Origin of the sequence: Bradyrhizobium sp. 199 (assembly GCF_023073355.1) — a bacterium.
GTDB lineage: Bacteria > Pseudomonadota > Alphaproteobacteria > Rhizobiales > Xanthobacteraceae > Bradyrhizobium.
The window spans coordinates 969,112-993,252 of record NZ_JADPJI010000002.1 but is presented as its reverse complement, the minus strand read 5'-3'; the positions used below and the strand labels follow the sequence as shown (position 1 = coordinate 993,252).

The following is a 24,141-nucleotide window of genomic DNA, read 5'->3' as shown; positions in this document are numbered from 1 at the left end:
CTGATCTTAAGCTGCCGTGCGCGGGCGGGTGTTGCGGAATTCGATGCGCTTCTTGGCCGTGCCGACCTCGACGATGCGCTTCACGAAAATGCCGGGCGTGTGGATGTGGTCGGGATTGAGTTCACCGGCCGGAACCAGATGCTCGACTTCGGCTACCGTGATCTTGGCGGCGGTCGCCATCATCGGGTTAAAGTTACGCGCGGTCTTGCGGTAGATGAGGTTGCCGGCAGTGTCGCCCTTCCAGGCGTGCACGATGGCGAGGTCGGCGAACAGGCCGCGCTCCATCAGGTACTTCTCGCCGTCGAACTCCTTCACTTCCTTGCCTTCGGCGATCAGCGTGCCGACGCCGGTCTTGGTGTAGAAGGCCGGGATGCCGGCGCCGCCGGCGCGGATGCGCTCGGCCAGCGTGCCCTGCGGATTGAATTCAAGTTCCAGCTCGCCGGCGAGGAATTGCTGGGCGAACAGCTTGTTCTCGCCGACATAGGACGAGATCATCTTCTTGATCTGCCGGGTTTCCAGGAGACGGCTGAGCCCGATGCCGTCGACGCCGGCATTGTTGGAGACCACCGTCAGGCCCTTGACGCCGGACTCGCGGATCGCGTCCGACAGCTCCTCGGCGATGCCGCAGAGGCCGAAACCTCCCGACATGATCATCATGTTGTCTTTTAAAATGCCTGACAGAGCCGACTTGGCGTCGGGATAGACCTTGTTCATGCAAAAACCTTCGACTGAACCTTCGGCTTGGAGGCGTCGCGCCCTATTGGCGGCGATTATTAGGCGAAATCCTCTAAAGCCGTCAATGATACGGGGTTCTCCGCACCGCGCCTGGGTGATAGGAAGCTGCCCACACCGTGGGCAGAACCGTCAGCGGCCTTGAAAGCGACAAGAAAACCCATCAAGTTGCGGGACTTAACACAATAGGGCTTGGGCGTGGGCATGCAGGTTTCCCGGCCCGCCCTCCTGGCTCCAGCGACCAACCCGATCAGGACATGCCATTGACCATGGCCCAAGGAATGAAGCGCCTCGGGACGCCGATCGCGGCGCTGCTCGGCCTGGCGCTGATCGCCCTGATCGCGACCTCCTGGCTCATCAACCGCGACGCGCTGCGCAAGGCGGTCGAAGCGCAGATCCGCGAAGTCACCGGGCTCGAGCTCAATGTCGCGGGCAGCATCGACATTTCGCTGCTGCCGGCAAGCTACATCTCCTTCCGTGACGTCGGCCTCAAGGGCGGCGGCACCAGCGATCCCGCGCTCCGTGTCGACGTGCTCACCGCCAATCTGCGGCTGCTCCCCTTGCTGCTGCAACGGTTCGAGATCGCCGACCTGACGCTGCTGCGGCCGCGCATCCATGTCAGCCTGAAGCCGGACGGCGAGAGCAACTGGACGCCCTTCATCCAGACCATCGCGCGCACGATGAAGCCCGGGGCCGAGAACCAGATCTCGTTCTCCGAAATCCGGCTCCAGGACGGCGTGCTCGACTACGAGGATGCCGCCACGCACGCCACCGAGCAATTCAGCGACATCGACCTGTCGCTGGCCTGGCCGTCGATCTCGCGTTCCTTCGCCGCGACCGGACAGTTCGACTGGCGCGGCGAGCGCGTCGACGGCACGATCAGCTTCTCTGATTTCGCCGCCGCCCTCTCCGGCGAGCGCTCGGGCTTGAAGGCCCGGATCGCCAGCGCACCGCTCAAGCTCGCCTTCGACGGCAGCGTCGCCAACCGCACCAGCCCGATGATGGAAGGCACGGTCACGATCGACAGCCCCTCCTTGCGCAACGCGCTGCGCTGGACCGGGCAGCCGCAGCCTGGCAGCGGCGGCTTCGGCCGCTTCGTGCTGAAGGCGCGCGCCAACGTCGTCGGGGCCTCGATCGCGCTCACCAATGTCAATGTCGAACTCGACGGCAATGCCGCCGAGGGCGTCATGACCTACGCCAATAACGGCCGGCAGACGCTGCAGGCGACGCTTGCCGCCGACGCGCTCGACTTCACACCTTATATCTCCACCTTCCGCCTGCTCGCCAGCGGCGCGCGCGACTGGAACAGGCAGCTGTTCGATCTCAACGGATTGTCGACCACCGACCTCGACATGCGCCTGTCGGCAGCAAAGCTGACGGTCGGCTCAACCAAGCTCGGCCGCACCGCGATCGGCGCCAGTTTGCGCAACGGCACGCTGGCGCTCTCGGTCGGCGAAGCGCAGATCTACGGCGGCATCGCCAGGGGCTCGTTCGGGATCGCACGCTCCGACAACGTCGCCGACATCAAGGCGCAATTTCAGTTCACCGACGTCGATCTCCAGGCCTGTGCCACCGAACTGTTCGGCCTCAACAAGGTGTCCGGTCGCGGCAACATCAACGTGTCGCTGTTCGCCTCCGGCTCCAGCCCGTTCGGCCTCGTGCAGTCGCTCGACGGCAGCGCCACCGTCACCGGGCATAACGGCGCGATCTCGGGGTTCAACGCCGAACAGCTCCTGAAGCGCCTGGAGCGGCGGCCGCTGTCGGGCGGCGGCAATTTCCGCAACGGTTCGACGCCATATAACAATCTCACCATCGCGGTGAAATTCGCCGACGGGATCGCCACCGCCGAGGACATCCGCATCGAAGGGCCCGCGGCCAAGATCACGCTGACCGGCACCGCCTCGGTGCCGACGCGCGAATACGACATGAAGGGCGTTGCGAGCCTCAACACGACGTCCGGCTTTCAATTGCCCTTCATGGTACAGGGCCCCTGGGACGATCCGCTGGTTTTCCCCGACCCTGAAAGCCTGATCCGGCAATCGCCTGCGGCGTCTCCCTTCCTCGATCTCCTGAAGCAGCGCATTACCGGAGGCGGAAAGCGGCCCGCGCAGGATGGATCGCCGACGGCGGAGAATGCCAAAGAGAACGCGAAGTCCAATTGAGGAGCGCATTCCTCTGCCGCTGTCCGACGATCGCGAATTGATCAGGGCGAATTGATGCGGCGATTGGATCGATGCACGCGTTAAGCATCCCACAGGCCGACACCCCACGACCTATGTCTGACAACAAGCCGCTAGATCGTACCACGGCCATGCGCTAGTGTTTTATACGACCGGTTAAAAACACCGGCCGTTTGAGGGAGAAAAACGTGAAATCCAAGGTTATTGGCGCAGTATCACTCGCGGTCGCTGCGGCCGGGCTGTTTGCAGCCGCTGCACCCGCATTTGCGCAGCAGAAGACGATCACGGTCTGGTGGGGCAAGGGCTTCTATCGCTCCGAAGACGACGCACTGATCGAGACGATCAAGAAGTTCGAAGCCAAGACCGGCATCAAGGTCGAATTGTCGCAATACGCGATCCAGGACATGATTCCCAAGACGGTCGCCGCGCTCGACGCCGGCACCGTGCCCGACGTCGCCTATTCCGATTCCTACGACGTCCAGGCGCAGGGCAAGTGGGCCTATGAGGGCAAGCTCGAGGATCTCTCCGAAGTCATGGAGCCGATCAAGGGCCGGTTCGTGCAGAACACGCTCGATGCGTCGATCCTCTACAACGACGTCGCCAAGAAGAAGGCCTATTACGGCTTCCCGCTGAAGCAGCAGAGCATGCACGTCCAGATCTGGAACGACATGCTGGAGAAGGCCGGTTTCAAGCTGGCCGATATCCCGAACGACTGGACGGGCTACTGGACGTTCTGGTGCGACAAGGTGCAGCCGGCGATCCGCAAGGCCACCGGCCAGCGCATCTATGCCGTCGGCCAGCCGATGGGCGTGGAATCCACCGATGCCTTCCAGTCGTTCTACACCTTCATGGACGCCTACCACGTCAAGCTGGTCGACGACGACGGCAAGCTCACTGTCGACGATCCCACGGTTCGCGAGAACCTGATCAAGGCGATGAAGGACTACACCGACACCTACATCAAGGGCTGCACGCCGCCGTCCTCGACGACCTGGAAGGATCCGGACAACAACGTCGCCTTCCACAACAAAACCATCGTGATGACCCACAACTTCACGATCTCAATCGCGGCGAAGTGGTTTGAGGATTCATCCAACCAGGCGCTGACGCCGGAGCAGCGCGAGGCTGGCAAGAAGGCCTATGAGCAGGACATCATCACCGCGTCCTTCCCCAAGGGGCCGGATGGTTCGACCATCCGCTACCGCTCCGACGTCAAGACCGGGCTGGTCTTCACCGCGGCCAAGAACAAGGCCGAGGCCAAGCAGTTCATCAGCTTCCTGCTCCAGGAAGAGAACGTCCGCCCCTATATCGAGGGCGCGCTCGGCCGCTGGTTCCCGGTGACGAAGGAAAGCCAGGAAAGCCCGTTCTGGCAGGCTGACAAGCACCGCAAGGCCGTCTACACGCAGTTCAAGGGCGGCACCGCGGCGTTCGACTTCACCAAGAACTGGAAGTTTACGATCCTCAACAACGAGAACGTGTGGGCGAAGGCGATGAACCGCGTCGTCAGCGAGAAGGTTCCGGTGGACAAGGCGGTCGACGAGCTGATTGCCCGCATCAAGCAGGTCGCGGGCTAAGTCACCTTTCCCTCTCCCCGCTCGGCGGGGAGAGGTATAGAACAACACCGGCCGCATTTTGCGGCCGGCTTCTCTTTGAAGAGTCCGAAAAGAATGGCGATCACGCTCTCTGGCGATCAGGCACTCCCCGGCCCGCCCTTGTCGTCGCGGCTGACCCCGGCGCAGGTCTGGGGCATCATCCTGCTCGCGCCCTATCTGCTCGTTTTCCTTGCCTTCGTCGTCTATCCCGTCTGCTACGGGCTGTGGCTGGCGCGGGCCCCGGCGAACTATGTCGCTCTCTACAACGACCCGATCTTCGCGCGCGCCGCAGTCAACACGCTGATCTTCCTGGTCATCGGCATCAACATCAAGATGCTGATCGCGCTGTTCCTGTCCGGCTTCTTCGCCGTGCAGCGCCCCTGGATCAAGTGGCTCTCGGTGATCTTCATCCTGCCCTGGGCGGTGCCGTCGATCCCGACCATCCTGTCGGTCCGGTTCATGTTCAATCCCGAATGGGGCATGGTCAACCACTTCATCTTCTCTCTCACCGGCGAGGACGGCCCGAATTGGCTGAACGATCCGACCGTTGCGCTGACCATGGCGATCGGTGTGCACATTTGGAAGTCGCTGCCGTTCTGGACGTTGATCCTGATCACCGGCCGCCTCGCGATCTCGCACGATCTGTTCGAGGCCGCCGAGGTCGACGGCGCGAGCTGGTGGCAGAAATTCCGCTACATCACCTGGCCGTCGATGCAGACGCTCTATATCACCTGCACGCTGCTCTCGATGATCTGGACGCTCGGTGACTTCAACAGCGTCTACCTGCTCACCGGCGGCGGCCCGGCCGATCTCACGCACGTGCTGGCGACGCTCGGCATCCGCTATCTCCGGCTCGACCAGCTCTCGCTGGCCATGGCATCGATCGTCTGCGCGATGCCATTCGTCCTGCCCCTCGTGTACTTCATGATGAAACGGTTGTCGCGATGAAGCTCCCCGGCGTAAGCGAATTTTCCTGGCGCGACGTCGCGACCGAAGCGCGGCTCCTGCTGATCGGCATTCCCGTCTTTCTCTGGACGATGATCCCGATCTATCACATGTTCCTGTTCGCGATCTCCCCGAAGGAGGACGCCTTCTCGGGCAAGCTGTGGCCGGATCATCCGACGCTGCACAACTTCGAGATCGTGTTCAAGCAGCAGCATTACTTCCTGCGCGACTTCTACATCCAGTTCTGGAATTCAACGGTGATCGCGGTCTCCGTCGGTGTGCTGACGCTGGTCATCGCGACTGGAGCCGCGTTCTCGATCTCGCGTCTGAAGGTGCCGGGCGGGCGCGCCGTGATGAACCTCGCGCTCTTCACCTACTTCATCCCGGCGGCGTTCCTCGCCGTGCCGATGTACCGCACCATGGGCAATTACGGATTGCTCAACAATCATTGGTCGCTGATCCTGGCCATGGTGACGATCGCGAGCCCCTACGCGATCTGGGTGCTCAAGCAGGCCTCCGACAAGCTGCCGGTTGAGCTCGACGAAGCCGCCGTGATGGACGGCGCCACCACGCTGCAGATCTTCCGCCTGGTCTACGTGCCGCTGATGATGCCCTCGCTGGTTGCGATCGGTACCTATGCGGTGCTGCTGGCCTGGAACGAATATCTCTACGCGTTCCTGCTGCTCTCCAACGACCGCGAGATCACCCTCCCCGTCGCGCTCGGCAACTTCCTTGCTGCCGACGATTCGCCCTGGGAGCTGTTGATGACGACCGGCTTCATCTACGCGCTGCCGCCGGCCGCGATCTACTACGCCTTCCGCCGCTACATGGTGGGCGGGCTCACCGCGGGTGCGGTGAAGTCCTGACGCTGCAGGACGCAGTGCGGCGCTGCAAGCAGGACGTTTGCGTGACAGCGTGGGCAATTGAAGATTGTCCACGTCTGCTCTAACCTCCGGGCCCTAGGCGAGGGCCCGGCATCATGCGCAGCAACGACGCGATCCATCTCGGCCTGATGCTGCTGGCGCTCGCGGCCGCCTATCTGGTGCCGTTCGAGCTGCTGCTGCTGGCCTATGTCGTGCTCGGTCCGGCGCATTACTTCACCGAGATCTCGTGGCTGCATGACCGCAGCTACTATCTGCCCCATCGCGGGATTGCCGCGGCCCTCGCCATCGTGGCCGTGGTTGCCGCCCTGATCGACAGCGCCTCGTGGTTCGGTTTTGCGATGTGGGCAGCGCTGATCGCGTGCGCCATGCTGGCGGCAACGAATTCGGCGATCGAGAGCATGCTGCTGTTCATGGCGGCGATCGCCCTGTCCGCGATCATGTATTCGAGCGGGTCCTCGCTCGCCGTCATCGGCATCCTGATTCCGACCCTGATCCACGTGTCGTTGTTCACGCTGATCTTCATGGTGCTGGGCGCCTACCGGTCCGGAAGCCGGGTGCAGGCTGCGCTGGTGGTGGCCTACCTCGTCGCCATCGCCACGATCCTGTTGCTGCCGCCAACCGCCGAAATCCGCGTTGCGAGCTTTGCCCGCGTTGGACAGGATTATTTCGGCAATGTCGGCCCGGCCCTCGGCCGGCTGTTCGGCGTGCCCGGCCTCGTTCTCGACGCCAGGCTGACCAGCCTGCTCGCCTTCGTCTACACCTATCACTACCTCAACTGGTTCATCAAAGCCGACGTGATCCGCTGGACCGCGGTGCCGAAGGCGCGGCTGGCGGCGATGGCCGCCGCCAGTGCAGCTGCCACCGCGCTCTATTTCTACGACTATGCGTTCGGCTTCACCTTCCTGCTGGCGCTGAGCCTGATCCATATCCTGCTGGAGTTTCCGCTCGATGCGCTGGCGCTGCGGCAACTCGGCGCGGCCGTCCAGGACGCAACCCGAGCGCGGTTCGCGGCGCGAGCGACTACAACGGCGCCGCGCTCTCGCCCTGCGAGCTCGACAGCTTCGAAGCGAGCGAGGCGATGACGATGACGACCGCGATCAGGGCAATGACCAGCGTGCAGATCGCGTTGATCTCGGGCTTCACGCCGAGCCGCACCTCCGAGTAGATCCGGATCGGCAGCGTGGCGGAGCCGGGACCGGTGGTAAAGCTCGCAATCACCAGATCGTCAAGCGACAGCGTGAACGCCAGCATCCAGCCCGCGATGATTGCGGGGGCGATCAGCGGCAGCGTCACCGAAAGAAAAGCGCGGACCGGGTCGCAGCCGAGGTCCATCGCAGCCTCCTCCAGCGAGCGATCGAGCGAGCCGAGCCGGGACTGCACGACGACGGCGACGAAGCACATCGTCAGCGTGGTGTGGGCGATCGTCACGGTCCAGAAACCGCGCTCGGCGTTCAGCGCGACGAACAGCAGCAGCAGCGACAATCCCGTGATCACCTCCGGCATCACCAGCGGCGCATAGAGCATGCCGGAAAACAGCGTCCGGCCGCGAAACCGCTCGCCGCGCGACAGGGCGACCGCCGCGAGCGTGCCGAGCAGCGTGGCGATGGTGGCTGAGGAGACCGCGACCCGCAGGCTCATCCAGGCCGCGTCGATCATGGCGCGGTCATTGAAGAACTCGTGATACCAGCGCAGCGACCAGCCGCCCCACACGGTCACCAGGCGCGAGGCGTTGAATGAATAGATGACGAGGATGAGAATCGGCAAATAGAGGAACGCCAGCCCGAGCGCAAGCGAGGCGATGTTGAAGCGGGAGAGACGAAGGGCCTTGCGCATCGGCTCAGTGCCCCTGTTCCAACTGCCGCTTTTGCAGCCGCTCATACAGCAACAGCGGCAGCAGCAGCACCATCAGCAACACGATCGCCGCAGCAGAAGCGACCGGCCAGTCCTTGTTGGTGAAGAATTCGAGCCACAGCGTCTGGCCGATCATCAGCGAGTTGGAGCCGGCCAGAAGGTCCGGAATGACGAATTCGCCGACGATGGGAATGAAGCACAGCAGCACACCGGCACCGACGCCGGGCAGCGACAGCGGGAAGGTGACGAGCCAGAACACCTGCCAGGGCGGCGCGCCGAGGTCACCGGCAGCCTCCTCGAGCGCCGGCTCCATCTTGGCGAGCGTGGCGTAGAGCGGCAGGATCATGAACGGTAAATAGGAATAGACGATGCCGATATACATCGCGCTATCCGTGGAAAGCCACACCACGGGCTGGCTGACCAGATGCAGCGCCAGCAGGATCTGGTTGAGCAGGCCGTCGTGCTGGAGGATGTTGATCCAGGCATAGATGCGGATCAGGAACGAGGTCCAGAACGGCACGATCACCAGCACCATCGCCACCGCCTGCCAACTCTTCGGCAGCCGCGCCATGCCATAGGCGATGGGATAGCCGATCAACAGCAACAGCGCCGTCGCGGTGACGGCGACGGTGAGGCTGCGCAAATAGGCGAACACATAGATGTCGTCGGAAACCAGCAGCCTGAAATTGTCGATCGACAGCGCGGCAAAAGCCGTCTTCAGCGCGTCCCATCCCGCCGTCAGATCGAACACCGGATCGTAGGGCGGCTGTGCGATCGCCGTCTGCGACAGGCTGATCTTCAGCACGAAGGCGAACGGTACCAGGAAGAACAGCATCATCCAGAGGTAAGGCGCGATCGCGGCAAAGCGCGCCGGCCGGGCAAAGATACGACGGGAGCTCATGATTGCAGCACCACGCAATCGTCGGGTGTGAACCATGCGACCACGTTCTGGTTCACGCTGTAGGCGTCGACGTCGAGGCGCGCGCTGTTGACGACCGAAGCCTGCACCGTTCCGCCGGCATCGAGCTTCACTTTGTAGGTGGTGGAGCCGCCGAGATAGCAGATGTCGGCGATCACGCCGTCCAGACTGTTGATCGCCGCTTCGCGACCGGTTTCGGACACCGGCGCCCGGCGCGCGAGCTTGACCTTCTCGGGCCGGATCGCAACCGCTAATTTTGTCCCGCCGACCGGCTCGCGCGGCTCGGCCGTCACCAGCGTGCCCGCTTCGCGCGTGGCAATCACCAGGCGATGACCGTCGCGCAGCTTGAACTCGCCCTCGAACACATTGACGTCGCCGACGAACTCGGCGATCCAGCGCGAACGCGGCGCCTCATAAAGTTCGCGAGGGCTCGCAACCTGCGCTAGCTTGCCTGATTTCATCACGCCGATGCGGCTCGCCATCGTCATCGCCTCCTCCTGGTCGTGGGTGACGATGATGAAAGTCGTGCCGAGCCGGCGCTGCAGCTCCATCAGCTCGGCTTGCGTGCTTTCGCGCAGCTTCTTGTCCAGCGCCGCGAGCGGCTCGTCGAGCAGCAGGAGCTGCGGCCGCCGTGCCAGCGCGCGCGCCAGCGCCACACGCTGGCGCTGGCCGCCGGAGAGCTGGTCGGGCTTGCGCTGCTCCAGTCCGTCGAGTTTCACCAGCGCAACCATCTCCGCAACACGCCTGGCGATGTCGTCGCGCGCCAAACCTGCGCGCTTCAGGCCGAAGGCGATGTTGTCGCGTACCGACAGATGCGGAAACAGCGCGTAATTCTGGAACATCATGTTGACCGGGCGCTGGTGCGGCAGCGCATGCGCGATGTCCTTGCCGCCGAGCAGGATGCGTCCCTCGGCCGGCGCCTCGAAGCCAGCGAGCATGCGCAAAAGCGTGGTCTTGCCGCAGCCGCTCGGACCAAGCAGCGCGAAGAACTCGCCGGACTTGATGTCGAGCGAGACGCCATCCACGGCGCGGAACGTCCCAAAGGCCTTGGCAACGCCCTCGATGCGCAGCAACGGCTGGCCCGCCGAAGGATGCGGATCTCTGCCGACCGCATCGGCCGCGGCGTCTGTTCTGTGCAATTCGTCCGTCATGGTCCCTGCCAACCCGATTCCGCCGCACGCTAGCGGCCGATCGGGCTTTGCTCAACCGGTTCGGACAACTTCCATTGCAGCCCCGCAGCCGGATGGAGCGTCAGCATAATGCCGTCTACACCAATCACTAGCTCCCCGCCATGAACGCCGCCAGCGCGTCGCGGTCCGCGGCCGACATTGTCAGGCCAAGCTTGGACCGGCGCCACAGGACGTCATCCGGAAAGCGCGCCCATTCGTGGGTCATGAGATGGCGCACTTCGGCGCCGGTCAGCTCGGGACCGAAGCCGGGGCCAAGCTCTTCGCGCGTCTTCGCCTGGCCGAGCACTGCCGACAGGCGCGAGCCATAGGCCGCAACCAGCCGCTGGGCCTGCGTCTCCCTCAGAAAGCGCCAGCGGTCGCGCGCAAGATCGACCTCGGTATCGAAACGGTCCCAGGCGAAATCTCCCCCGGGCAGCGCTGCACCGGCGGTCCATGGCGGCGACATCGGGTAGAACCGCGTCAACTTCGTCACTGCCCGCTCCGCGCGCACGCGCGAGGTGGTGACGTCGCCGCCGAACATCGAGAGCAACGGCGCCTTGCGCCGGCGCGCGTGGAACAGGGTCGTGCCGTCACCTCGCCGTGCGGACGCCGGCGTCAAATTGACGCCGGAAACCGTCCGGACCACGTCGGCCGGAGCGACGCGCTCGCGGAAATAGCGGCTGGCCGCCGCGCAGAGGTAGCTGACGTCGGCCCCAGGCACCGCGACGATTGCGGGATCGCCGGTGAAATCATGCGTGACCGTGCCGATCAGGGTGAAGTCGCGTTCGAAGGGGGATGCGAAGATCAGTCGTCCATCGCTGTTCTGGAAGACGTAGACGTTGTCTGAATCGAACAGCTTGGGCACGATGATCTGGCTCATCTGCATGGCCGCCATTGCGGGCTGCGGCTGGCGCAGCACCGTCTCCGCGACCATCGGCATCCAGGCCCCGGTGGTGTTGGCGAGCGCCCGAGCCGTGATGGTGCGGCGATGGCCGCGATCGACCACCGCGAGCCGCCAGGTGTCGGTTCGATCGGCGCGGACGCAGCGCGCCCCGGTCCGGATCACCGCGCCACGTTCGGCGGCGTCGAGCGCCGTGAGCACCACCAGTCGGGAATCATCCACGACGCAGTCCGAATATTCGAACGCCGTGCCGAACGGGCGCTTCAGCGCGTTGCCGACCGGATGATGGGTGATGTCGAGGGTCACCGATCCGGGCAGGCCGCTCCGGCTGGTGAGGCTGTCATAGAGCAACAGGCCGGCACGCAGCAGCCATGGCGGACGTTCCTCGGCATGCGCGGGGATCACGAACCGCATCGGCCGGACCAGATGCGGCGCGATCCGGAGCCAGATCCGGCGCTCCGCCAAGGCCCGGCGCACGCGCCGGAACCCGCGCCGCTCCAGCACCGACAGATCGCCGTGGATCAGACGCGGCGTTGCCGACGACGCCGCGCCGCCGAGATCGCCCTGCTCGAACAGGATAACCCGCAGGCCGCGGCCCGCCGCATCGCGCGCAAGGCTGACACCGTTCAGGCCGCCGCCGATGATCGCGAGGTCGTAATCCGCCATGAAGCCGTCGAGAAGGAGCGAAGCGCCCCCTCTTCATTAGCCGGTCTTGAGCGCAAGCTCCATGACCTCGGCGTGGCCGACGAGCCCGGCATATTTCCCGATCGGCAAGGGCTTGCCGAGCAGATACCCCTGTACGCCGTCACAGCCCTCCTTGGCGAGAAAGGCGAGTTGCTCGATCGTCTCGACGCCCTCGGCGATGATCGACATGTCGAGGCCGTGGCCGAGATCGATCACCGCGCGAACGATCGCCGCCGATTGCGGGTTGCGTCCGAGGTTGATGATGAAGGCGCGATCGATCTTGATCTTGTCGAAGGGGAACGCCTGGAGGTAGCTCAGCGAAGAGTAGCCGCTGCCGAAATCGTCCATCGAGATCCGCACGCCGAGCGCCTTCAAGCGGCGCAGCAACGCAAGTCCCCGATCGAAATCTTCGATCAGCACGCCCTCGGTGATCTCAAGCTCGAGCCGGCCGGGTGCAAGGCCGGTCTCGATCAGGATCGAATGGACGAGGCCAACCACGTCGCCGTGCATGAACTGCGCCGGCGACAGATTGACCGCGACCTGGAGCGGCTTCGGCCAGGACGCCGCCTCGCGGCAGGCCTCGCGCAGGATCCACTCGCCCATCTCGACGATCAGGCCGCTCTCTTCGGCGATCGGGATGAATTCGGCCGGCGAGACCTGACCGCGCACCGGGTGCTGCCAGCGCGCCAGCGCCTCGAAGCCGATGATCTCGCTCTCGGCGACGCTATGGCCCGCGGCCCCCTGCGGCTGGAAGGCGAGCGAGAGCTCGCCGTTCTTGATGGCCATCGACAGGTCCTGGTGCAGCACGCGGCGATCGCGGATCTGCTGGTCCATCTCGGGCTGATAGAGGCCGATCGTGCCGCGTGATTTCTGCTTGGCGCGGAACAGCGCCGCACCGGCATTGGCGAGCAGCGAGGCGCCATCGCTGCCATTGTGCGGGAAGACCGCCATGCCGGTGGTGGCGCCGGCGCGGACCGCCCGGCCATCGATCTGGAATTCCTTTGCCACGGCCTCGCCGAGCTGCTGCGCCAGCGCAAGGCCCGCGTCCGGCTGCTTGCCGTCGATGATGAGGCCGAATTCGTCGCCGGACAGGCGCGCCACCACGCCGCCACGGGCGGAGTCCTGAAGCCGCTGGGCCACCTCGATCAGGAGCTTGTCGCCGAGCGCATGGCCGAAGACGTCGTTGACCTCCTTGAGGCCGTCGAGGTCGACACAGAGGACGGCGAACTCCTCGCCGGTGCCTTCGCAGGCCTCGATCATCTGGGTCAGTGCCTGAAGGAAGGCGGCACGGTTCGGCAAATCGGTGAGGCCGTCGTGGTAGGCCATGTGCGCCATGCGCGACTCGGTCTGCCGGCGATCGGTGACGTCCTCGTGGGTCTTGATCAGATATTGCGGCTCGCCGGCATCATTGAGCAGGGTGGCGCGGCGGGTCAGGAACAGCCGCAGACCGTCCTTGGTCGAGATCGGATGCTCCTCGGTGATCATCCCGCGTTTCTTGATCGCGGCCTCGTCGCGCGCGATGATCAGCTTGGCTTCCTTGGGATTGAAGATGTCGGACGCGGTCAGGCCCGTGGCGTCCTCGCGCCGGCGGTTGAGGATCGTCTCCGCGCTGCGATTGGCGAGCAGGTAGCGGCCGTCCTTGACCTGCTCGACGATCAGCGCCACCGGAATGTTGTCGACCACCAGATCGAGGAACTTCTTGGCGCTCTCCAGCTCCTTCGACAGCGAGCGGCGGTCGGTGATGTCCTCGAACACCAGCATCAGGAATTCGGGCTTGTTGCTCTCGTTGCGGACCACGATCCGGATCGAGGCGACCATGCGCCGCTCGCCGCCACGATCGACCTCGAATTCATTACGGAATTGGCCGTCCGGCGAGTTGAGCGCCGCCTGGTCAGTCGCCTCGATGCTGTCAGCCGAGACGGACGCGAACAGCTCGCGCGCATTCTTGCCGACGACATAATCGCGCGAGAAGCCCCAGAACCGCTCGTAGGCGCTGTTGGCGAAGATATAGCGGCCGTCCTCGATGTTCTTCGCGGCCACGCAGGCCGGCACGTTGTCCAGCACCGTTTCGAGGAACTGCTTGGTCGAGGCGAGCTGTCGCGACAGCCTGCGCTGCTCGCTGACGTCGAGATGGGTCGCCACCGAGCCGCCGTTCGGCAGCACGAAATATTTCACCAGGATGGCCCGTCCGTCCGGCAGTTCCGTGATCAGACCGTTGGCGCTCGCCGCCTTCTCGTAGAACTCGTCGTCGGAGGCGAGGTCCAGCACGCCGCGGTTGCGTCGCAGCTCGAGGAGTTCATGGCCGCTCATGTTGGCCCAGACTTCCGAGCGGGTCAGCCCGTAGATCTCGAGATAGCGGTCGTTGCAGAAGATGATGCGTCGCTGCGCATCCGTCATCACCACGCCCTGATTGAGATTGTTCATGGCGGAGGAGACGAAGGCGTTGCGCCGCAACTGCAAACGCCTGGTCCGGCGCAGCGAGGAATGGATCCACAGCACGATCGCAGCGAGGAACGCGCAGACGACGATACCCGCGATCAGGACTTCCCAGACCACGTTGGGATCCAGCTGGCCGAGATAGCTCGGCGGGGCGAAGCCGTCCGACAGCGCAAAGGCGCGCGCGGGCGCAACCGTGCCGGCCAGGCACACGACGGCCTGCACAGCAATCGGAAGCGTGCTGCCCTCGTGCCAGTTCTTCTCAGCCATCAGCCACCCGCGATTTCAACGTCGGATTGTCTGGCTTCACGGGTTTGGATCGGGTAAACGCCTGTACGCGCAACAGAAAAATGTGACGTGAAATACGGCAATTGCCCTGACATGATAAATTCTTCCTTAACGGGAAATGGCCTCGCGCTACGCTTCCCAAGCCTGATGCCACCGGCGCTTCCAGCGGACATCCTGCACAGCCATGGATAGGGTCGATTGCGTCGTCATCGGAGCCGGCGTGATCGGGCTCGCGGTGGCCCGGAAGCTCGCGCAGTCCGGGCGCGAGGTCATCGTGCTCGAGGAGGCCGAGGCGATCGGCACCATCACCTCCTCGCGCAACAGCGAGGTGATCCACGCGGGCATCTACTATCGCGCCGGGAGCTGGATGGCGCGCATGTGCATCGACGGCAAGCACGCGCTCTACCGCTACTGTGCCGAGCGCGGCATTCCGCACCGGAATAGCGGCAAGCTGATCGTCGCGACCAGCCCGCAGGAGACCGAGAAGCTGCAATCGATCAAGGCGCATGCCGAGGCCAATGGCGTGCTCGACATGCAGCTGCTCACGGGCGAGGCGGCACGCGCGCTGGAGCCGGCGCTCGCCTGCGACGCCGCGCTGCTGTCGCCGTCGACGGGCATCATCGACAGCCACGCCTACATGCTCTCGCTGCGCGGCGAAGCCGAGGCATCAGGCGCGGCCTTCGCGTTTCACACTCCCCTGATCCGCGCCAAGGCGGCGAACGGCTTCATCGAAATCGACGCCGGCGGCGAGGCGCCAATGACGCTGCAATGCAGCCTGCTCGTCAACGCCGCGGGGCTCTCGGCGACGAAAGTGGCACGCAACATCGACGGCATGCCGCTGGACCGGATTCCGCCGGCCTATCTCGCCAAGGGAAACTACTTCAGCTGCAATGCCAAGGCGCCGTTCTCGCGCCTGATCTACCCGGTGCCCGAACCCGGCGGGTTAGGGGTGCATCTGACGCTGGACATGGCAGGCCAAGCGCGCTTCGGCCCCGACGTCGAGTGGATCGAGGCGATCAACTACGAGGTCGACCCGTCGCGCGCCGAGCGCTTCTATCCGGCGATCCGCAAATACTGGCCGACACTGCCTGACGGCGCGTTGATGCCGAGCTATTCGGGAATCCGGCCGAAGATCGTGCCGCCCGCGGTCGCGACCCAGGACTTCCTGATGCAGGGCCCACGCGATCACGGCGTCGCAGGCCTGGTCAACCTGTTCGGCATCGAATCGCCGGGGCTGACGTCGTCGCTCGCGATCGCGGATCACGTCGCAGAGCTCGCAAGCATCTAGATCGCAAGCATCTTTGCACGTGCGCACCCTGCCCGCAGAGATGAGCGCAAAGGCTCTCATCCCTGCGGGATAAGGGTACGATCAACTCTACGCTGTTACGGGGTTACTAGTGGAGCGTGTCGCCGTGCCTGAGACGCTCGATCTGGTCCTTGACCATCAACTTCCGGCGCTTCAACTCAACAATTTGCAGGTCGTCTGTTGAAAGGTGCACGAGAGCTTCGTGCAATTCGCTTTCGAGAAGTTTGTGCTTCCGCTCCAATTCAACCAGATGTGCCTGAATTGTCATTCGAAACCTCCTCGGTAGGGTTGAACCTCAGGATTCGATCCGGACAAGGAAGTTTACATCACCGATTCGTTCTGTCGATGGGTATCCGTCGTCGCAGCTTCATTTTTGAAAATTCATATGTAACGAAGCGTGAGTAAAGGAACCACGCGGGAAAAATCCATGATATCAATGCGCTTGCGCGGCGCCGCTGCGATCATCGGAAATATGTCGCTGGAGATCGGCGGACGGTGGTCGCAGATCGCTTGCGATCACGCCGCGCAAGGACGATAATTTCCACAGGGCATCCACAGCCTTAAGTCTCACGCCTATCGGTTTTCGGCCACCGCAGACATGACCAATGAAGACGAGCGTGAGCTCGAAGCCGAGCTCACCCGGTTGCAGCAGGAACACCGAGATCTAGATGCGGCGATCGATGCACTGCATCAATCGCCCGCCCCCGACCTGTTGCGGTTACAGCGGTTGAAGAAGCGCAAGCTGTTGTTGCGGGACCGTATCGCGTTCATCGAAGACCAGATCACCCCGGACATCATCGCCTGATCCGTGCGCCGCTTGGTGCAGTGGCTCACCACATGAATCCGCTTGACTCCAAAAGAACAAAATAGGAACAATTGAGCACCCCGACGCCCCCAGGAAACGCTCAAAGGCAACTGACAAGGACACTGCAGATGTCGCCAACCACCCTTCTCGACAACAGCCGCTATGAACAGGCCTGCGATCAGGCGATCGCGATGTGCGACGGCAATCTGCGCAGCACCATCAAGGCGCTGATCATGGCCAACGAATATCTGGAAGCCGAACTGGAAGAATTGCAGGCGGCGATTTCCGCCGGCTGCATTCCTGACAGCTCGCGCGGCAAGATGCGGAGCAAGAGCAGCGCCGCCTGAACTGTCAGCCATCGGAGCCGACCATGCCCGACGTCACCTACTACGTTGCATTGCCATTCCTGACCGACGACGACGGCTCGCCGGTCGCAGGTGCGGCCGAGGAATGTCAGACTTCGGCTGCCGCCCTGCGTCGTGCGGAAATGCTGGCGCACGGCGCCGGCCATATCGGCGCTGTCGCGTTCAGCCGCAGCGGCGATCCCCTGACCGGCGAGTTCGGCGACGCAAAATTGCTGCGGACATTCGGCAACGTACCGCACGATCTCAGCGCGCTTTAGCTGCTGACCAGCCTAATCCGCGGCTCGTGCCGCCGGTGTGCCTTGCGCACATACATGGCGGCATCCGCCTCCTCCAGGGCGCGGCTTGCATCGGACTGCGCCCCCAGCAGCGCGACCCCTGCGGAGGCGCCCGCGGTTACGTGCTGGCCGCGAAAGACAAAGGACAATTCGTCGACCGCCTGTTCAAACGCCGCCGCCTTCGCCTTGGCGTCGGTCTCGCTGAGATTCCAGAGCAACAGCGCGAACTCGTCGCCGCCGAGCCGGCCGACCACGTCGGAGGCGCGGACCTGCCGCGTCAGCGTGGCGGCAATCGCCTTGAGCACCTCGTCGCCGGCACCATGACCGAACGAATCGTTGATCGGCTTCAACCGGTCGACGTCGAGCACGATCAGCGCCCCGCTGGCGCGGTAGCGCTTCATGTAGGCGATGGCGCGCGCCAGTTCGCGCTCGAAGCCGCGCCGATTCGGAATCTCGAGCAGGAAATCGGTGTCGGCCGCGGCTTCCAGTTCCGCGACCCGGCGCTGCGCCTCCTTGAGCTTGGCCCGCAAGTTCCGGATCGTCGCCCTGACGCTGTCCTTGGCTCCGTCATCGCGCGAGGCGCCCGGTGCCGGCGGCTTCGCCGGACGCTTGGTCAGACGCTTTGGAGGAGCTTTGGATCGGCCGGCGCTGGTCTTCCAGCCCTTTTTGGCCTTCGCAGCGCTCGCCCGTGTTGGTTTCTTCATGGGCATCCTGCTCAATGAAGGCTTGCGGGGATTCACCAAGACAGGATAGTGGATTCCCTTCTCCTTGCCACCGCCTTGCGAGCCGCCGGCCGGAACCGCTAATCTGGCCTATCCTTCTGTTTTTCAGGCACAATTAACGTCATGACCGCGCCGATCGCCATCATCATGGGAAGCCAGTCGGACTGGGACACGATGCGGCATGCCGCCGACACGCTTGCCGCGCTCGGCGTTGCCGCCGACACCCGCATCGTTTCGGCCCACCGCACCCCCGACCGGCTGTTTACTTTCGCCAAGGGGGCCAAGGCCGCGGGTTACAAGGTCATCATCGCCGGCGCTGGAGGCGCTGCACATCTGCCCGGCATGGCGGCGGCGTTGACCGAACTCCCGGTATTCGGCGTTCCCGTCGAATCCAAGACGCTCAAGGGCCTGGATTCGCTCTATTCCATCGTCCAGATGCCCGCCGGGATCCCGGTCGGCACCCTCGCCATCGGCAAGGCCGGCGCGATCAACGCCGCGCTGCTCGCAGCCTCTGTCCTGGCATTGTCCGACCCGGCCTTGTCCAATCGCCTCGCCGCCTGGCGCAAGGCTCAGACCGAGGCTGTCGCCGAGCGCCCGGAGGGCAAGGCGTGACCGACACCAGGCTCGTGAAGCTGAAGCCCGGTGACACCATCGGAATCCTCGGCGGCGGACAATTGGGCCGGATGCTGGCCACGGCTGCGGCGCGGCTCGGGCTGCGCTGCCAGGTGTTCTCGCCCGATCCGGACTCGCCGGCCTTCGACGTCGTCTTGAACGCGACCTGCGCCGAATATGCCGATGTCGAAGCGCTCGAATTGTTTGCCAACGACGTCGACGTGATCACGTACGAATTCGAGAACGTGCCCGCCGCGGCCGCGATGGTGCTCGATGCGCGCCGGCCCGTGCTCCCCAACCGCAAGATTCTCGAGACCACCCAGGACCGGCTCGCCGAGAAGGATTTCGTGACGCGGCTCGGCATCGGCACCGCAGCCTACGCCGATGTCACCTCAGTGGCTTCATTGCGCGAGGCGATCGTCAGGATCGGACTGCCGGCCGTGCTCAAGACCCGCCGCTTCGGTTATGACGGCAAGGGCCAGGCCATCATTCGCCAGGGCGACGACATCGCCAAAGTGTGGACCAGCCTCACCACGAAATCGGCGATCCTGGAAGCCTTCGTGCCCTACGAGCGCGAGATCTCCGTGATCGCCGCACGATCGATCACGGGCCAGGTCGAATGCTTCGACGTCACCGAAAACGAACACCGCGACCATATCCTGAAGATATCGCGCGCGCCCGCGCCGATCCCGGATTCGCTCGCCGAGGAGGCGCGCAGCATCGCCGGCAAGATCGCGAGCGCGCTCGACTATGTCGGCGTACTCGCCGTCGAGATGTTCGTGCTCGCCAATGGCACCGGACCGAAGGTGCTGGTCAACGAGATCGCCCCGCGCGTGCACAATTCCGGGCACTGGACGCTCGACGGCGCGTCCGTCTCGCAGTTCGAGCAGCATATCCGCGCCATCGCGGGCTGGCCGCTCGGCAAGCCGGTGCGCCACGGTGACATCGTCACCATGACCAATCTGATCGGCGACGAGATCAACGACTACGAAAAATGGCTGACCGTCCCCGGCGCCACGGTGCACATCTACGGCAAGGGAGCGCCCCGCCCCGGCCGCAAGATGGGCCACGTCACCGAAGTCAGGCCGACGAAGAGCAAGTAGCGGGACAGTAGATGGGCGTCTCGCTCGGATCGATGCGCGCTTTTAGCTCCTTGAGTTGAGCGAGTTCCGTTGTGGTCAGCGTGTAGCCCGTACGTCGCCCCTACTCCTATTGCTTAATCTTGTCGCTTATGGACGAGATCAATTGCCTGATCGTCGCCTCGCCACGTTCAAAGAAGCAGCGTCCAGTTGTGGCGGGGACGCGAAGATGAGTGTCGCGCGTCAGTTGTATTTTGACGTTTGTCGTTGGAGGTTCGCGATAGAAGGTTATTTGCTGCCCCCAGAAATCCTTCAAGTCGCTGGCCTCGAATTGATACAGATCCAGTACAGGTCGTCCGGATGGTGGCTTGAGTTGCGAGATCCCTTGGTATTCAGTAGCTGTCGGAGCATAGCTGATGAAGAGCGGCTGACGCAGGATCGGCGCGATCGTCTCATAGCTCAAGACCACCTGTCCAATTTCAAGGCACGCCGGAATCGCAAATGGGGGCGTGAAGAAAACGGACGCGTTGTTGCGAAGGTTTATTGTTGATTCTGCTAATTGATCCGGCCTCTTTTGATAGCCGCTGATCCAATTGAGCGTCTTCTTTTCGAAGACAATCGTCGTCTCTCCAAAATGCAGACTCATCAACGACCTGCTCGCGTCCTCTGCCCTGGACTGCTCGCAAAATGCTGAAAGCGGAGCAACAAGGAGAATCACCTTTGCGCATTCGATAAATAAGCCCTGAGTCGCCAGTTGAAACTGACTGCGGAAACTCGCAAACAGGCCATAGGCGTTGTTCGTCGCGCGTGCTCTCATCGCTCTCTCAAGCTCTCCTGCCGATATCTTAACAACGGCGACATCGCACTCGATGATTCCTTCGCCGCCCCGTCTTGATCTCGACGTCACCGCCATGCCGGGCGCGAGATTGACCATTTTGTCCTCGACCTGCATCTCCGTGCCTTCGAGCGACACGCGCGCGCGTAGAGGAGTTCCGGGACCGCAGCTTTGACTGTCGTTGCGCATGATCTTCTCGGAAAACAGCTCCAGACTTTGCGCTAACGCCGCCCTTCGGGTCCAGATCATGCTCCAGCTGCGATCCCGTTCCGCGATTTCTGTTTCGACGCGTTTTCTTGACGCGAACCGGTATCCACTTCGCTCGAAAACGCTCTCTACGCCGTCTTCGCGCCCGCGACGACGCCAGCCGGCTCCTCGCTGAGCCAGCGATAGATCACCCCGCCGAGGGCCCCGCCGATCAGCGGCGCGACCCAGAACAGCCACAGCTGAGCCGTCGCCCAGCCGCCGACGAACAGCGCCGGGCCTGTGCTGCGCGCCGGGTTCACCGACGTGTTGGTAACGGGGATGCTGACGAGATGGATCATCACCAGCGCGAGCCCGATCGCGAGCGGCGCGAAGCCTGCGGGCGCGCGGCCATGAGTGGACCCCATGATGATGAACAGGAACATCATGGTCATCACCACCTCGGTGAGGAAGCACACGATCATGCTGTACTGGCCCGGAGAATGCGTATCATAGCCGTTGGATGCGAAGCCCTTGCTGACGTCGAATCCGGGCGCACCGCTGGCGATGACATAGAGCAGCCACGCCGCCACGATCGCACCGGCCACCTGGGCGATCACATAGGGCAGGATCTGCCCGGCGGGAAAACGGCCGCCGGCAGCAAGACCAACCGTGACCGCCGGGTTGAGATGGCAACCCGAGATATGGCCTATGGCATAGGCCATCGTGACGACGCTCAAGCCGAACGCGAGGGAGACACCGACCAGGCCGATCCCGACCTGAGGAAAGCCGGCGGCGATGACCGCGCTCCCGCAACCTGCGAATGTGAGCCAAAAAGTGCCGATGGCTTCAGCGGCGTATTTCTTGATATCCATGTGTCGTCCCCTACTTTCAAATTTTCCGGAACAAGGCTCCGGAAACGGCCCCAGCCTTGGCGTCAAATCCCCCAAATCAGGGCCGCACGATGGTATTCTGCCTTATTTAGTGGCTGAACTTGGCCTAAATCCCCGCTTGGCCGGTGGACATCCCCGCTTTTGTCTGATACATCCGCGCCCTCAAGGTTAAGGGCTTGTGCGTTTCGCCATCCCCTTCGTCTTACCAGAATTCAAATCCGATCCACTGAAGAGGATGCCGCGTGCAGGTTCTCGTTCGCGATAACAATGTCGATCAAGCCCTCAAGGCGCTGAAGAAGAAGATGCAGCGCGAGGGAATTTTCCGCGAGATGAAGCTCCGCGGTCACTACGAAAAGCCCTCCGAGAAGAAGGCCCGCGAAAAGGCCGAAGCCGTGCGCCGCGCGCGCAAGCTGGCCCGCAAGAAGCTGCAGCGCGAAGGCCTGCTGCCGATGAAGCCGAAGCCGGTGTTCGGCGCCGGCCCCGGCGGTGATCGTGGCGGTCGCGGTGGCCCAGGTGCAGGTGCAAGTGCGGGTCCGCGCGGACCGCGCTGATCTACCTGGCGCATTTAGCAAGATTTCAGTTTCCGATGACGCGGGCCGCTGGCCCGCGTTATTGTTTGTGAGCGGTGCCTTTTCTGGGACGGGGCACTCCCGATGCGGCGCTAAAGCGCGACGATTTAGGACAAAGCATCATCGCGCTTTAGTTTGTTGTCCGAGCATGGTCTCTTCGGAAAACCGCTGCACACTTTTCGCTAACGCGGCCCTTCGGGTCCGGATCATGCTCTAGCGCGAGCGAACCGTAGATGGCCTCCCCTTTCCCCGAGCGCGGCTCTTTCCCCGAGCGCGGCTTGGCGCGGCGATGCCGGATCTGGCAGCGGCCGTTCGCGCTGGCTTTGATGGGGATTGCGCTGTGCGGCTGCTCCTTCGATCTGGGATCGCTGATGCCGGAAAAGGACAAGCCTCAGGACGCACCCAAGGCGGCAGCGCCCGCCGAGAGCGCGGTGAGCGCCGGCAGCGTCACCGAAGCTCAGGCCCACACCGCAAAAGCGCAAGCCCTGGTGAAGTCAGGCGAGACCGCGGCAGCGCTCGACGAGTTCAATCGCGCGGTCGGGCTGGATCCCTATAATGCCCAGGCCCTCTATGGCCGCGCCCTGATCTATCAGGGCAATAACCAGCACGACTTCGCGATCGCCGATTTCACCGCTGCAAGCGGGCTCAACCCGCAGAAGGTCGAGCCCCTGCTCGGCCGCGCCACCAGCTATCTCGCGCTCGGCAAGGTCAAGGAGGCCGCAGCCGATCTGGATGAGGCCTCCGAGGCCGATCCGCACAACGCGCAGGTCTGGACCACGCGCGGACAGGCCTATGAACGGCTGGGCGACAAGGCCAAGGCGGCGGCGTCCTACACCAGGGCTGTCTCGCTTCGCCCACGCGACGACGCCGCGCGCAGCGGCCTTGCCCGCGTCGGCGGCTGACGATCTGACGCAGCGCAGGCGCTGTCTTAGTCGGGGGTGGGGCTCTTCGGCAGAACGGAGTGGAACATCGACTTCATGCCCGAGAGCATCTCGTCGGCGACGTTGGTCTTCTTCGGCCGCGGCAAGGAGGCGCCGGCGTCGGCGCGCAGATCGAGCGGCGGCGCGATCACCGGCACGGGAATGTCAGCCGGCGGCGTCATCCGATTCGGATCGCTGTTGCTGACCGAGGCGGTGTAGGGCGGATTGGCCGACGAGGAGGCATCATTGCCATAGGCCTCGGATGAGGGCGTCGATACCGTGATCGGCGGCGGCAGCGGACGGACCGTCGCCGGCTCCATGCTGATGACCCGCGGGGCCTCGGGCGTGCGCGCGGCTTCCCGCACCGCAGGCTCTGGCGACCTCTCGGCCGATTTGGGCTCGGACGGCCGCACCTCGGCAGGCTTGGTTTCGGAAGACCTGGCCTCAGCGGATTTGCCTTCGGACGACTTGATCTCAGGCGACTTGCGCAGGCGCTCGATCGCGGCCCGCACGAGATCGTTGGCGTCGGGGGTCGCAGCCGGGGCCGAATTGGCCTCCGCCACCGGGGCAGCGGGAGCGGCCGCAGCGACGGCCGGGGTCGACGTCGGCGTCGACTTGGCGGCCGCCTTCTCGCGCGCCGACGGCTTGCCGCGCGGACTGGTCTCGGCTGGCGTCACATCCGCAGCCTTGTGCTCGACGATCGGCTGATCGGCAGCCTTTTCAGCCGGCTTGTCGGTCACGCTCTTCTCGGGAATGCCTTTGGCCTTGACGCCAGGGGCCGGGAGATTGGCGACATCGGCGGGCTTGCCGGTCTTGCCGGCTTCAGCGGGGGCCATGACGGCCGCAGGGGCATCAGCCGCCGGCTTGGCGTTGATGTAGTGGTTAACGATATACGCCCCGATGATCGTGGCGAGCACCGAGGGCAAAATATCCATCGAGATTTTAGCGAAGTATTTCAGCATTCCGGCCACTCCCCGCGCGATCTGATGCGGGAAC

At 63.9% G+C, this 24,141-nt stretch carries 24 protein-coding genes; 13 read left to right on the top strand and 11 right to left on the bottom strand.

Translation table 11 applies throughout. The features are described 5' to 3' along the window. Nucleotides 1-6: 6 nt before the first annotated feature. On the bottom strand, nucleotides 7-714 hold the full coding sequence (locus IVB28_RS04730) for a CoA transferase subunit A (protein WP_018317833.1): 708 nt from the start codon (nucleotides 712-714) through the stop codon (nucleotides 7-9). 287 nt (nucleotides 715-1,001) lie between these two features. Here IVB28_RS04730 and IVB28_RS04725 point away from each other — a divergent pair, with 287 nt between their 5' ends. The 5 genes from IVB28_RS04725 to IVB28_RS04705 all read left to right on the top strand — a co-directional run bounded on the left by IVB28_RS04725 (nucleotide 1,002) and on the right by IVB28_RS04705 (nucleotide 7,415). Continuing rightward, nucleotides 1,002-2,894 carry an AsmA family protein gene (locus tag IVB28_RS04725; protein ID WP_247525341.1) on the top strand — a complete coding sequence of 631 codons (1,893 nt, stop codon included), beginning with the start codon at nucleotides 1,002-1,004 and terminating at the stop codon, nucleotides 2,892-2,894. Nucleotides 2,895-3,100: 206 nt separating this feature from the next. Further along, nucleotides 3,101-4,486 (top strand): ABC transporter substrate-binding protein, encoded by a 1,386-nt coding sequence (locus IVB28_RS04720; RefSeq protein WP_247524881.1) that lies wholly within the window; start codon nucleotides 3,101-3,103, stop codon nucleotides 4,484-4,486. Between the two features lie 93 nt (nucleotides 4,487-4,579). Next, nucleotides 4,580-5,452, top strand: coding sequence for a sugar ABC transporter permease (locus IVB28_RS04715; RefSeq protein ID WP_247524880.1), 873 nt, complete (start codon nucleotides 4,580-4,582; stop codon nucleotides 5,450-5,452). Further along, the gene (locus IVB28_RS04710) at nucleotides 5,449-6,315 is read left to right on the top strand and encodes a carbohydrate ABC transporter permease (RefSeq protein ID WP_247524879.1); all 867 of its coding nucleotides are present in this window, start codon (nucleotides 5,449-5,451) and stop codon (nucleotides 6,313-6,315) included. The genes IVB28_RS04715 and IVB28_RS04710 overlap by 4 nt, the downstream gene beginning before the upstream one ends. Nucleotides 6,316-6,428: 113 nt before the next feature. Beyond that, nucleotides 6,429-7,415, top strand: coding sequence for a hypothetical protein (locus tag IVB28_RS04705; protein ID WP_247524878.1), 987 nt, complete (start codon nucleotides 6,429-6,431; stop codon nucleotides 7,413-7,415). Here IVB28_RS04705 and IVB28_RS04700 read toward each other — a convergent pair. The 5 genes from IVB28_RS04700 to IVB28_RS04680 all read right to left on the bottom strand — a co-directional run bounded on the left by IVB28_RS04700 (nucleotide 7,354) and on the right by IVB28_RS04680 (nucleotide 14,563). Further along, nucleotides 7,354-8,166: an ABC transporter permease subunit gene (locus tag IVB28_RS04700; protein WP_247524877.1), complete on the bottom strand. Its 813-nt coding sequence runs from the start codon at nucleotides 8,164-8,166 to the stop codon at nucleotides 7,354-7,356. The genes IVB28_RS04705 and IVB28_RS04700 overlap by 62 nt on opposite strands. A 4-nt stretch (nucleotides 8,167-8,170) precedes the next feature. Beyond that, entirely contained in the window at nucleotides 8,171-9,085 is a 915-nt protein-coding gene (locus IVB28_RS04695; protein WP_247524876.1) for an ABC transporter permease, read from the bottom strand. Continuing rightward, nucleotides 9,082-10,254: an ABC transporter ATP-binding protein gene (locus tag IVB28_RS04690; protein ID WP_247524875.1), complete on the bottom strand. Its 1,173-nt coding sequence runs from the start codon at nucleotides 10,252-10,254 to the stop codon at nucleotides 9,082-9,084. Before IVB28_RS04690 ends, IVB28_RS04695 begins: the two co-directional genes overlap by 4 nt. Before the next feature lie 127 nt (nucleotides 10,255-10,381). Further along, complete coding sequence (locus tag IVB28_RS04685; RefSeq protein ID WP_247524874.1) at nucleotides 10,382-11,839, bottom strand: glycerol-3-phosphate dehydrogenase; 1,458 nt, start codon at nucleotides 11,837-11,839, stop codon at nucleotides 10,382-10,384. Between the two features lie 36 nt (nucleotides 11,840-11,875). Beyond that, entirely contained in the window at nucleotides 11,876-14,563 is a 2,688-nt protein-coding gene (locus IVB28_RS04680) for an EAL domain-containing protein (protein WP_247524873.1), read from the bottom strand. 202 nt (nucleotides 14,564-14,765) lie between these two features. On the opposite strand from IVB28_RS04680, the gene IVB28_RS04675 reads away from it, so the two are divergent. Beyond that, a complete protein-coding gene (locus tag IVB28_RS04675) occupies nucleotides 14,766-15,869 on the top strand; it encodes an NAD(P)/FAD-dependent oxidoreductase (protein WP_247524872.1) in 1,104 nt (367 codons plus the stop codon). 106 nt (nucleotides 15,870-15,975) lie between these two features. On the opposite strand, the gene IVB28_RS04670 is transcribed toward IVB28_RS04675, so the two are convergent. Beyond that, nucleotides 15,976-16,155 carry a DUF465 domain-containing protein gene (locus tag IVB28_RS04670; protein WP_247524871.1) on the bottom strand — a complete coding sequence of 60 codons (180 nt, stop codon included), beginning with the start codon at nucleotides 16,153-16,155 and terminating at the stop codon, nucleotides 15,976-15,978. A 330-nt stretch (nucleotides 16,156-16,485) separates the two neighbouring features. Between IVB28_RS04670 and IVB28_RS04665 the strand changes: the two genes are divergently transcribed. The 3 genes from IVB28_RS04665 to IVB28_RS04655 all read left to right on the top strand — a co-directional run bounded on the left by IVB28_RS04665 (nucleotide 16,486) and on the right by IVB28_RS04655 (nucleotide 17,314). After that, a complete protein-coding gene (locus tag IVB28_RS04665; protein WP_008546179.1) occupies nucleotides 16,486-16,692 on the top strand; it encodes a DUF465 domain-containing protein in 207 nt (68 codons plus the stop codon). 128 nt (nucleotides 16,693-16,820) lie between these two features. Next, on the top strand, nucleotides 16,821-17,039 hold the full coding sequence (locus IVB28_RS04660) for a hypothetical protein (protein ID WP_247524870.1): 219 nt from the start codon (nucleotides 16,821-16,823) through the stop codon (nucleotides 17,037-17,039). Between the two features lie 23 nt (nucleotides 17,040-17,062). After that, nucleotides 17,063-17,314: a hypothetical protein gene (locus tag IVB28_RS04655; protein WP_247524869.1), complete on the top strand. Its 252-nt coding sequence runs from the start codon at nucleotides 17,063-17,065 to the stop codon at nucleotides 17,312-17,314. Here IVB28_RS04655 and IVB28_RS04650 read toward each other — a convergent pair. Continuing rightward, nucleotides 17,311-18,036, bottom strand: coding sequence for a GGDEF domain-containing protein (locus IVB28_RS04650; protein WP_247524868.1), 726 nt, complete (start codon nucleotides 18,034-18,036; stop codon nucleotides 17,311-17,313). The two genes, IVB28_RS04655 and IVB28_RS04650, sit on opposite strands and share 4 nt — an antisense overlap. Nucleotides 18,037-18,177: 141 nt before the next feature. Between IVB28_RS04650 and purE the strand changes: the two genes are divergently transcribed. Both purE and IVB28_RS04640 read left to right on the top strand, forming a co-directional pair. Further along, the gene (gene purE, locus IVB28_RS04645; protein WP_247524867.1) at nucleotides 18,178-18,666 is read left to right on the top strand and encodes a 5-(carboxyamino)imidazole ribonucleotide mutase; all 489 of its coding nucleotides are present in this window, start codon (nucleotides 18,178-18,180) and stop codon (nucleotides 18,664-18,666) included. Then, nucleotides 18,663-19,769: a 5-(carboxyamino)imidazole ribonucleotide synthase gene (locus tag IVB28_RS04640; protein WP_247524866.1), complete on the top strand. Its 1,107-nt coding sequence runs from the start codon at nucleotides 18,663-18,665 to the stop codon at nucleotides 19,767-19,769. The genes purE and IVB28_RS04640 overlap by 4 nt, the downstream gene beginning before the upstream one ends. A 106-nt stretch (nucleotides 19,770-19,875) precedes the next feature. Here IVB28_RS04640 and IVB28_RS04635 read toward each other — a convergent pair whose 3' ends face one another. Both IVB28_RS04635 and aqpZ read right to left on the bottom strand, forming a co-directional pair. Further along, a complete protein-coding gene (locus IVB28_RS04635; protein ID WP_247524865.1) occupies nucleotides 19,876-20,829 on the bottom strand; it encodes a hypothetical protein in 954 nt (317 codons plus the stop codon). 86 nt (nucleotides 20,830-20,915) lie between these two features. Then, nucleotides 20,916-21,638 carry an aquaporin Z gene (gene aqpZ / locus IVB28_RS04630; protein WP_247524864.1) on the bottom strand — a complete coding sequence of 241 codons (723 nt, stop codon included), beginning with the start codon at nucleotides 21,636-21,638 and terminating at the stop codon, nucleotides 20,916-20,918. Between the two features lie 260 nt (nucleotides 21,639-21,898). Between aqpZ and rpsU the strand changes: the two genes are divergently transcribed. After that, nucleotides 21,899-22,207, top strand: coding sequence for a 30S ribosomal protein S21 (gene rpsU / locus IVB28_RS04625; protein ID WP_007596265.1), 309 nt, complete (start codon nucleotides 21,899-21,901; stop codon nucleotides 22,205-22,207). Between the two features lie 251 nt (nucleotides 22,208-22,458). Then, complete coding sequence (locus tag IVB28_RS04620) at nucleotides 22,459-23,127, top strand: tetratricopeptide repeat protein (protein ID WP_247524863.1); 669 nt, start codon at nucleotides 22,459-22,461, stop codon at nucleotides 23,125-23,127. Between the two features lie 26 nt (nucleotides 23,128-23,153). On the opposite strand, the gene IVB28_RS04615 is transcribed toward IVB28_RS04620, so the two are convergent. After that, a complete protein-coding gene (locus tag IVB28_RS04615) occupies nucleotides 23,154-24,107 on the bottom strand; it encodes a hypothetical protein (RefSeq protein WP_247524862.1) in 954 nt (317 codons plus the stop codon). Nucleotides 24,108-24,141: the final 34 nt, after the last annotated feature.

What these genes read in the sequence shown, in the direction of transcription:
- IVB28_RS04690 (WP_247524875.1), bottom strand. Translation starts at nt 10,254, where the DNA reads ATGACGGACGAATTGCACAGAACAGACGCCGCGGCCGATGCGGTCGGC.
- aqpZ (WP_247524864.1), bottom strand. Translation starts at nt 21,638, where the DNA reads ATGGATATCAAGAAATACGCCGCTGAAGCCATCGGCACTTTTTGGCTC.
- purE (WP_247524867.1), top strand. Translation starts at nt 18,178, where the DNA reads ATGACCGCGCCGATCGCCATCATCATGGGAAGCCAGTCGGACTGGGAC.
- IVB28_RS04725 (WP_247525341.1), top strand. Translation starts at nt 1,002, where the DNA reads ATGGCCCAAGGAATGAAGCGCCTCGGGACGCCGATCGCGGCGCTGCTC.
- IVB28_RS04715 (WP_247524880.1), top strand. Translation starts at nt 4,580, where the DNA reads ATGGCGATCACGCTCTCTGGCGATCAGGCACTCCCCGGCCCGCCCTTG.
- IVB28_RS04680 (WP_247524873.1), bottom strand. Translation starts at nt 14,563, where the DNA reads ATGGCTGAGAAGAACTGGCACGAGGGCAGCACGCTTCCGATTGCTGTG.
- IVB28_RS04685 (WP_247524874.1), bottom strand. Translation starts at nt 11,839, where the DNA reads ATGGCGGATTACGACCTCGCGATCATCGGCGGCGGCCTGAACGGTGTC.
- IVB28_RS04705 (WP_247524878.1), top strand. Translation starts at nt 6,429, where the DNA reads ATGCGCAGCAACGACGCGATCCATCTCGGCCTGATGCTGCTGGCGCTC.
- IVB28_RS04700 (WP_247524877.1), bottom strand. Translation starts at nt 8,166, where the DNA reads ATGCGCAAGGCCCTTCGTCTCTCCCGCTTCAACATCGCCTCGCTTGCG.
- IVB28_RS04615 (WP_247524862.1), bottom strand. Translation starts at nt 24,107, where the DNA reads ATGCTGAAATACTTCGCTAAAATCTCGATGGATATTTTGCCCTCGGTG.
- IVB28_RS04730 (WP_018317833.1), bottom strand. Translation starts at nt 714, where the DNA reads ATGAACAAGGTCTATCCCGACGCCAAGTCGGCTCTGTCAGGCATTTTA.
- IVB28_RS04710 (WP_247524879.1), top strand. Translation starts at nt 5,449, where the DNA reads ATGAAGCTCCCCGGCGTAAGCGAATTTTCCTGGCGCGACGTCGCGACC.
- IVB28_RS04655 (WP_247524869.1), top strand. Translation starts at nt 17,063, where the DNA reads ATGCCCGACGTCACCTACTACGTTGCATTGCCATTCCTGACCGACGAC.
- IVB28_RS04650 (WP_247524868.1), bottom strand. Translation starts at nt 18,036, where the DNA reads ATGAAGAAACCAACACGGGCGAGCGCTGCGAAGGCCAAAAAGGGCTGG.
- IVB28_RS04670 (WP_247524871.1), bottom strand. Translation starts at nt 16,155, where the DNA reads ATGACAATTCAGGCACATCTGGTTGAATTGGAGCGGAAGCACAAACTT.
- IVB28_RS04665 (WP_008546179.1), top strand. Translation starts at nt 16,486, where the DNA reads ATGACCAATGAAGACGAGCGTGAGCTCGAAGCCGAGCTCACCCGGTTG.
- IVB28_RS04695 (WP_247524876.1), bottom strand. Translation starts at nt 9,085, where the DNA reads ATGAGCTCCCGTCGTATCTTTGCCCGGCCGGCGCGCTTTGCCGCGATC.
- IVB28_RS04635 (WP_247524865.1), bottom strand. Translation starts at nt 20,829, where the DNA reads ATGATCTGGACCCGAAGGGCGGCGTTAGCGCAAAGTCTGGAGCTGTTT.
- IVB28_RS04675 (WP_247524872.1), top strand. Translation starts at nt 14,766, where the DNA reads ATGGATAGGGTCGATTGCGTCGTCATCGGAGCCGGCGTGATCGGGCTC.
- IVB28_RS04620 (WP_247524863.1), top strand. Translation starts at nt 22,459, where the DNA reads ATGGCCTCCCCTTTCCCCGAGCGCGGCTCTTTCCCCGAGCGCGGCTTG.
- IVB28_RS04660 (WP_247524870.1), top strand. Translation starts at nt 16,821, where the DNA reads ATGTCGCCAACCACCCTTCTCGACAACAGCCGCTATGAACAGGCCTGC.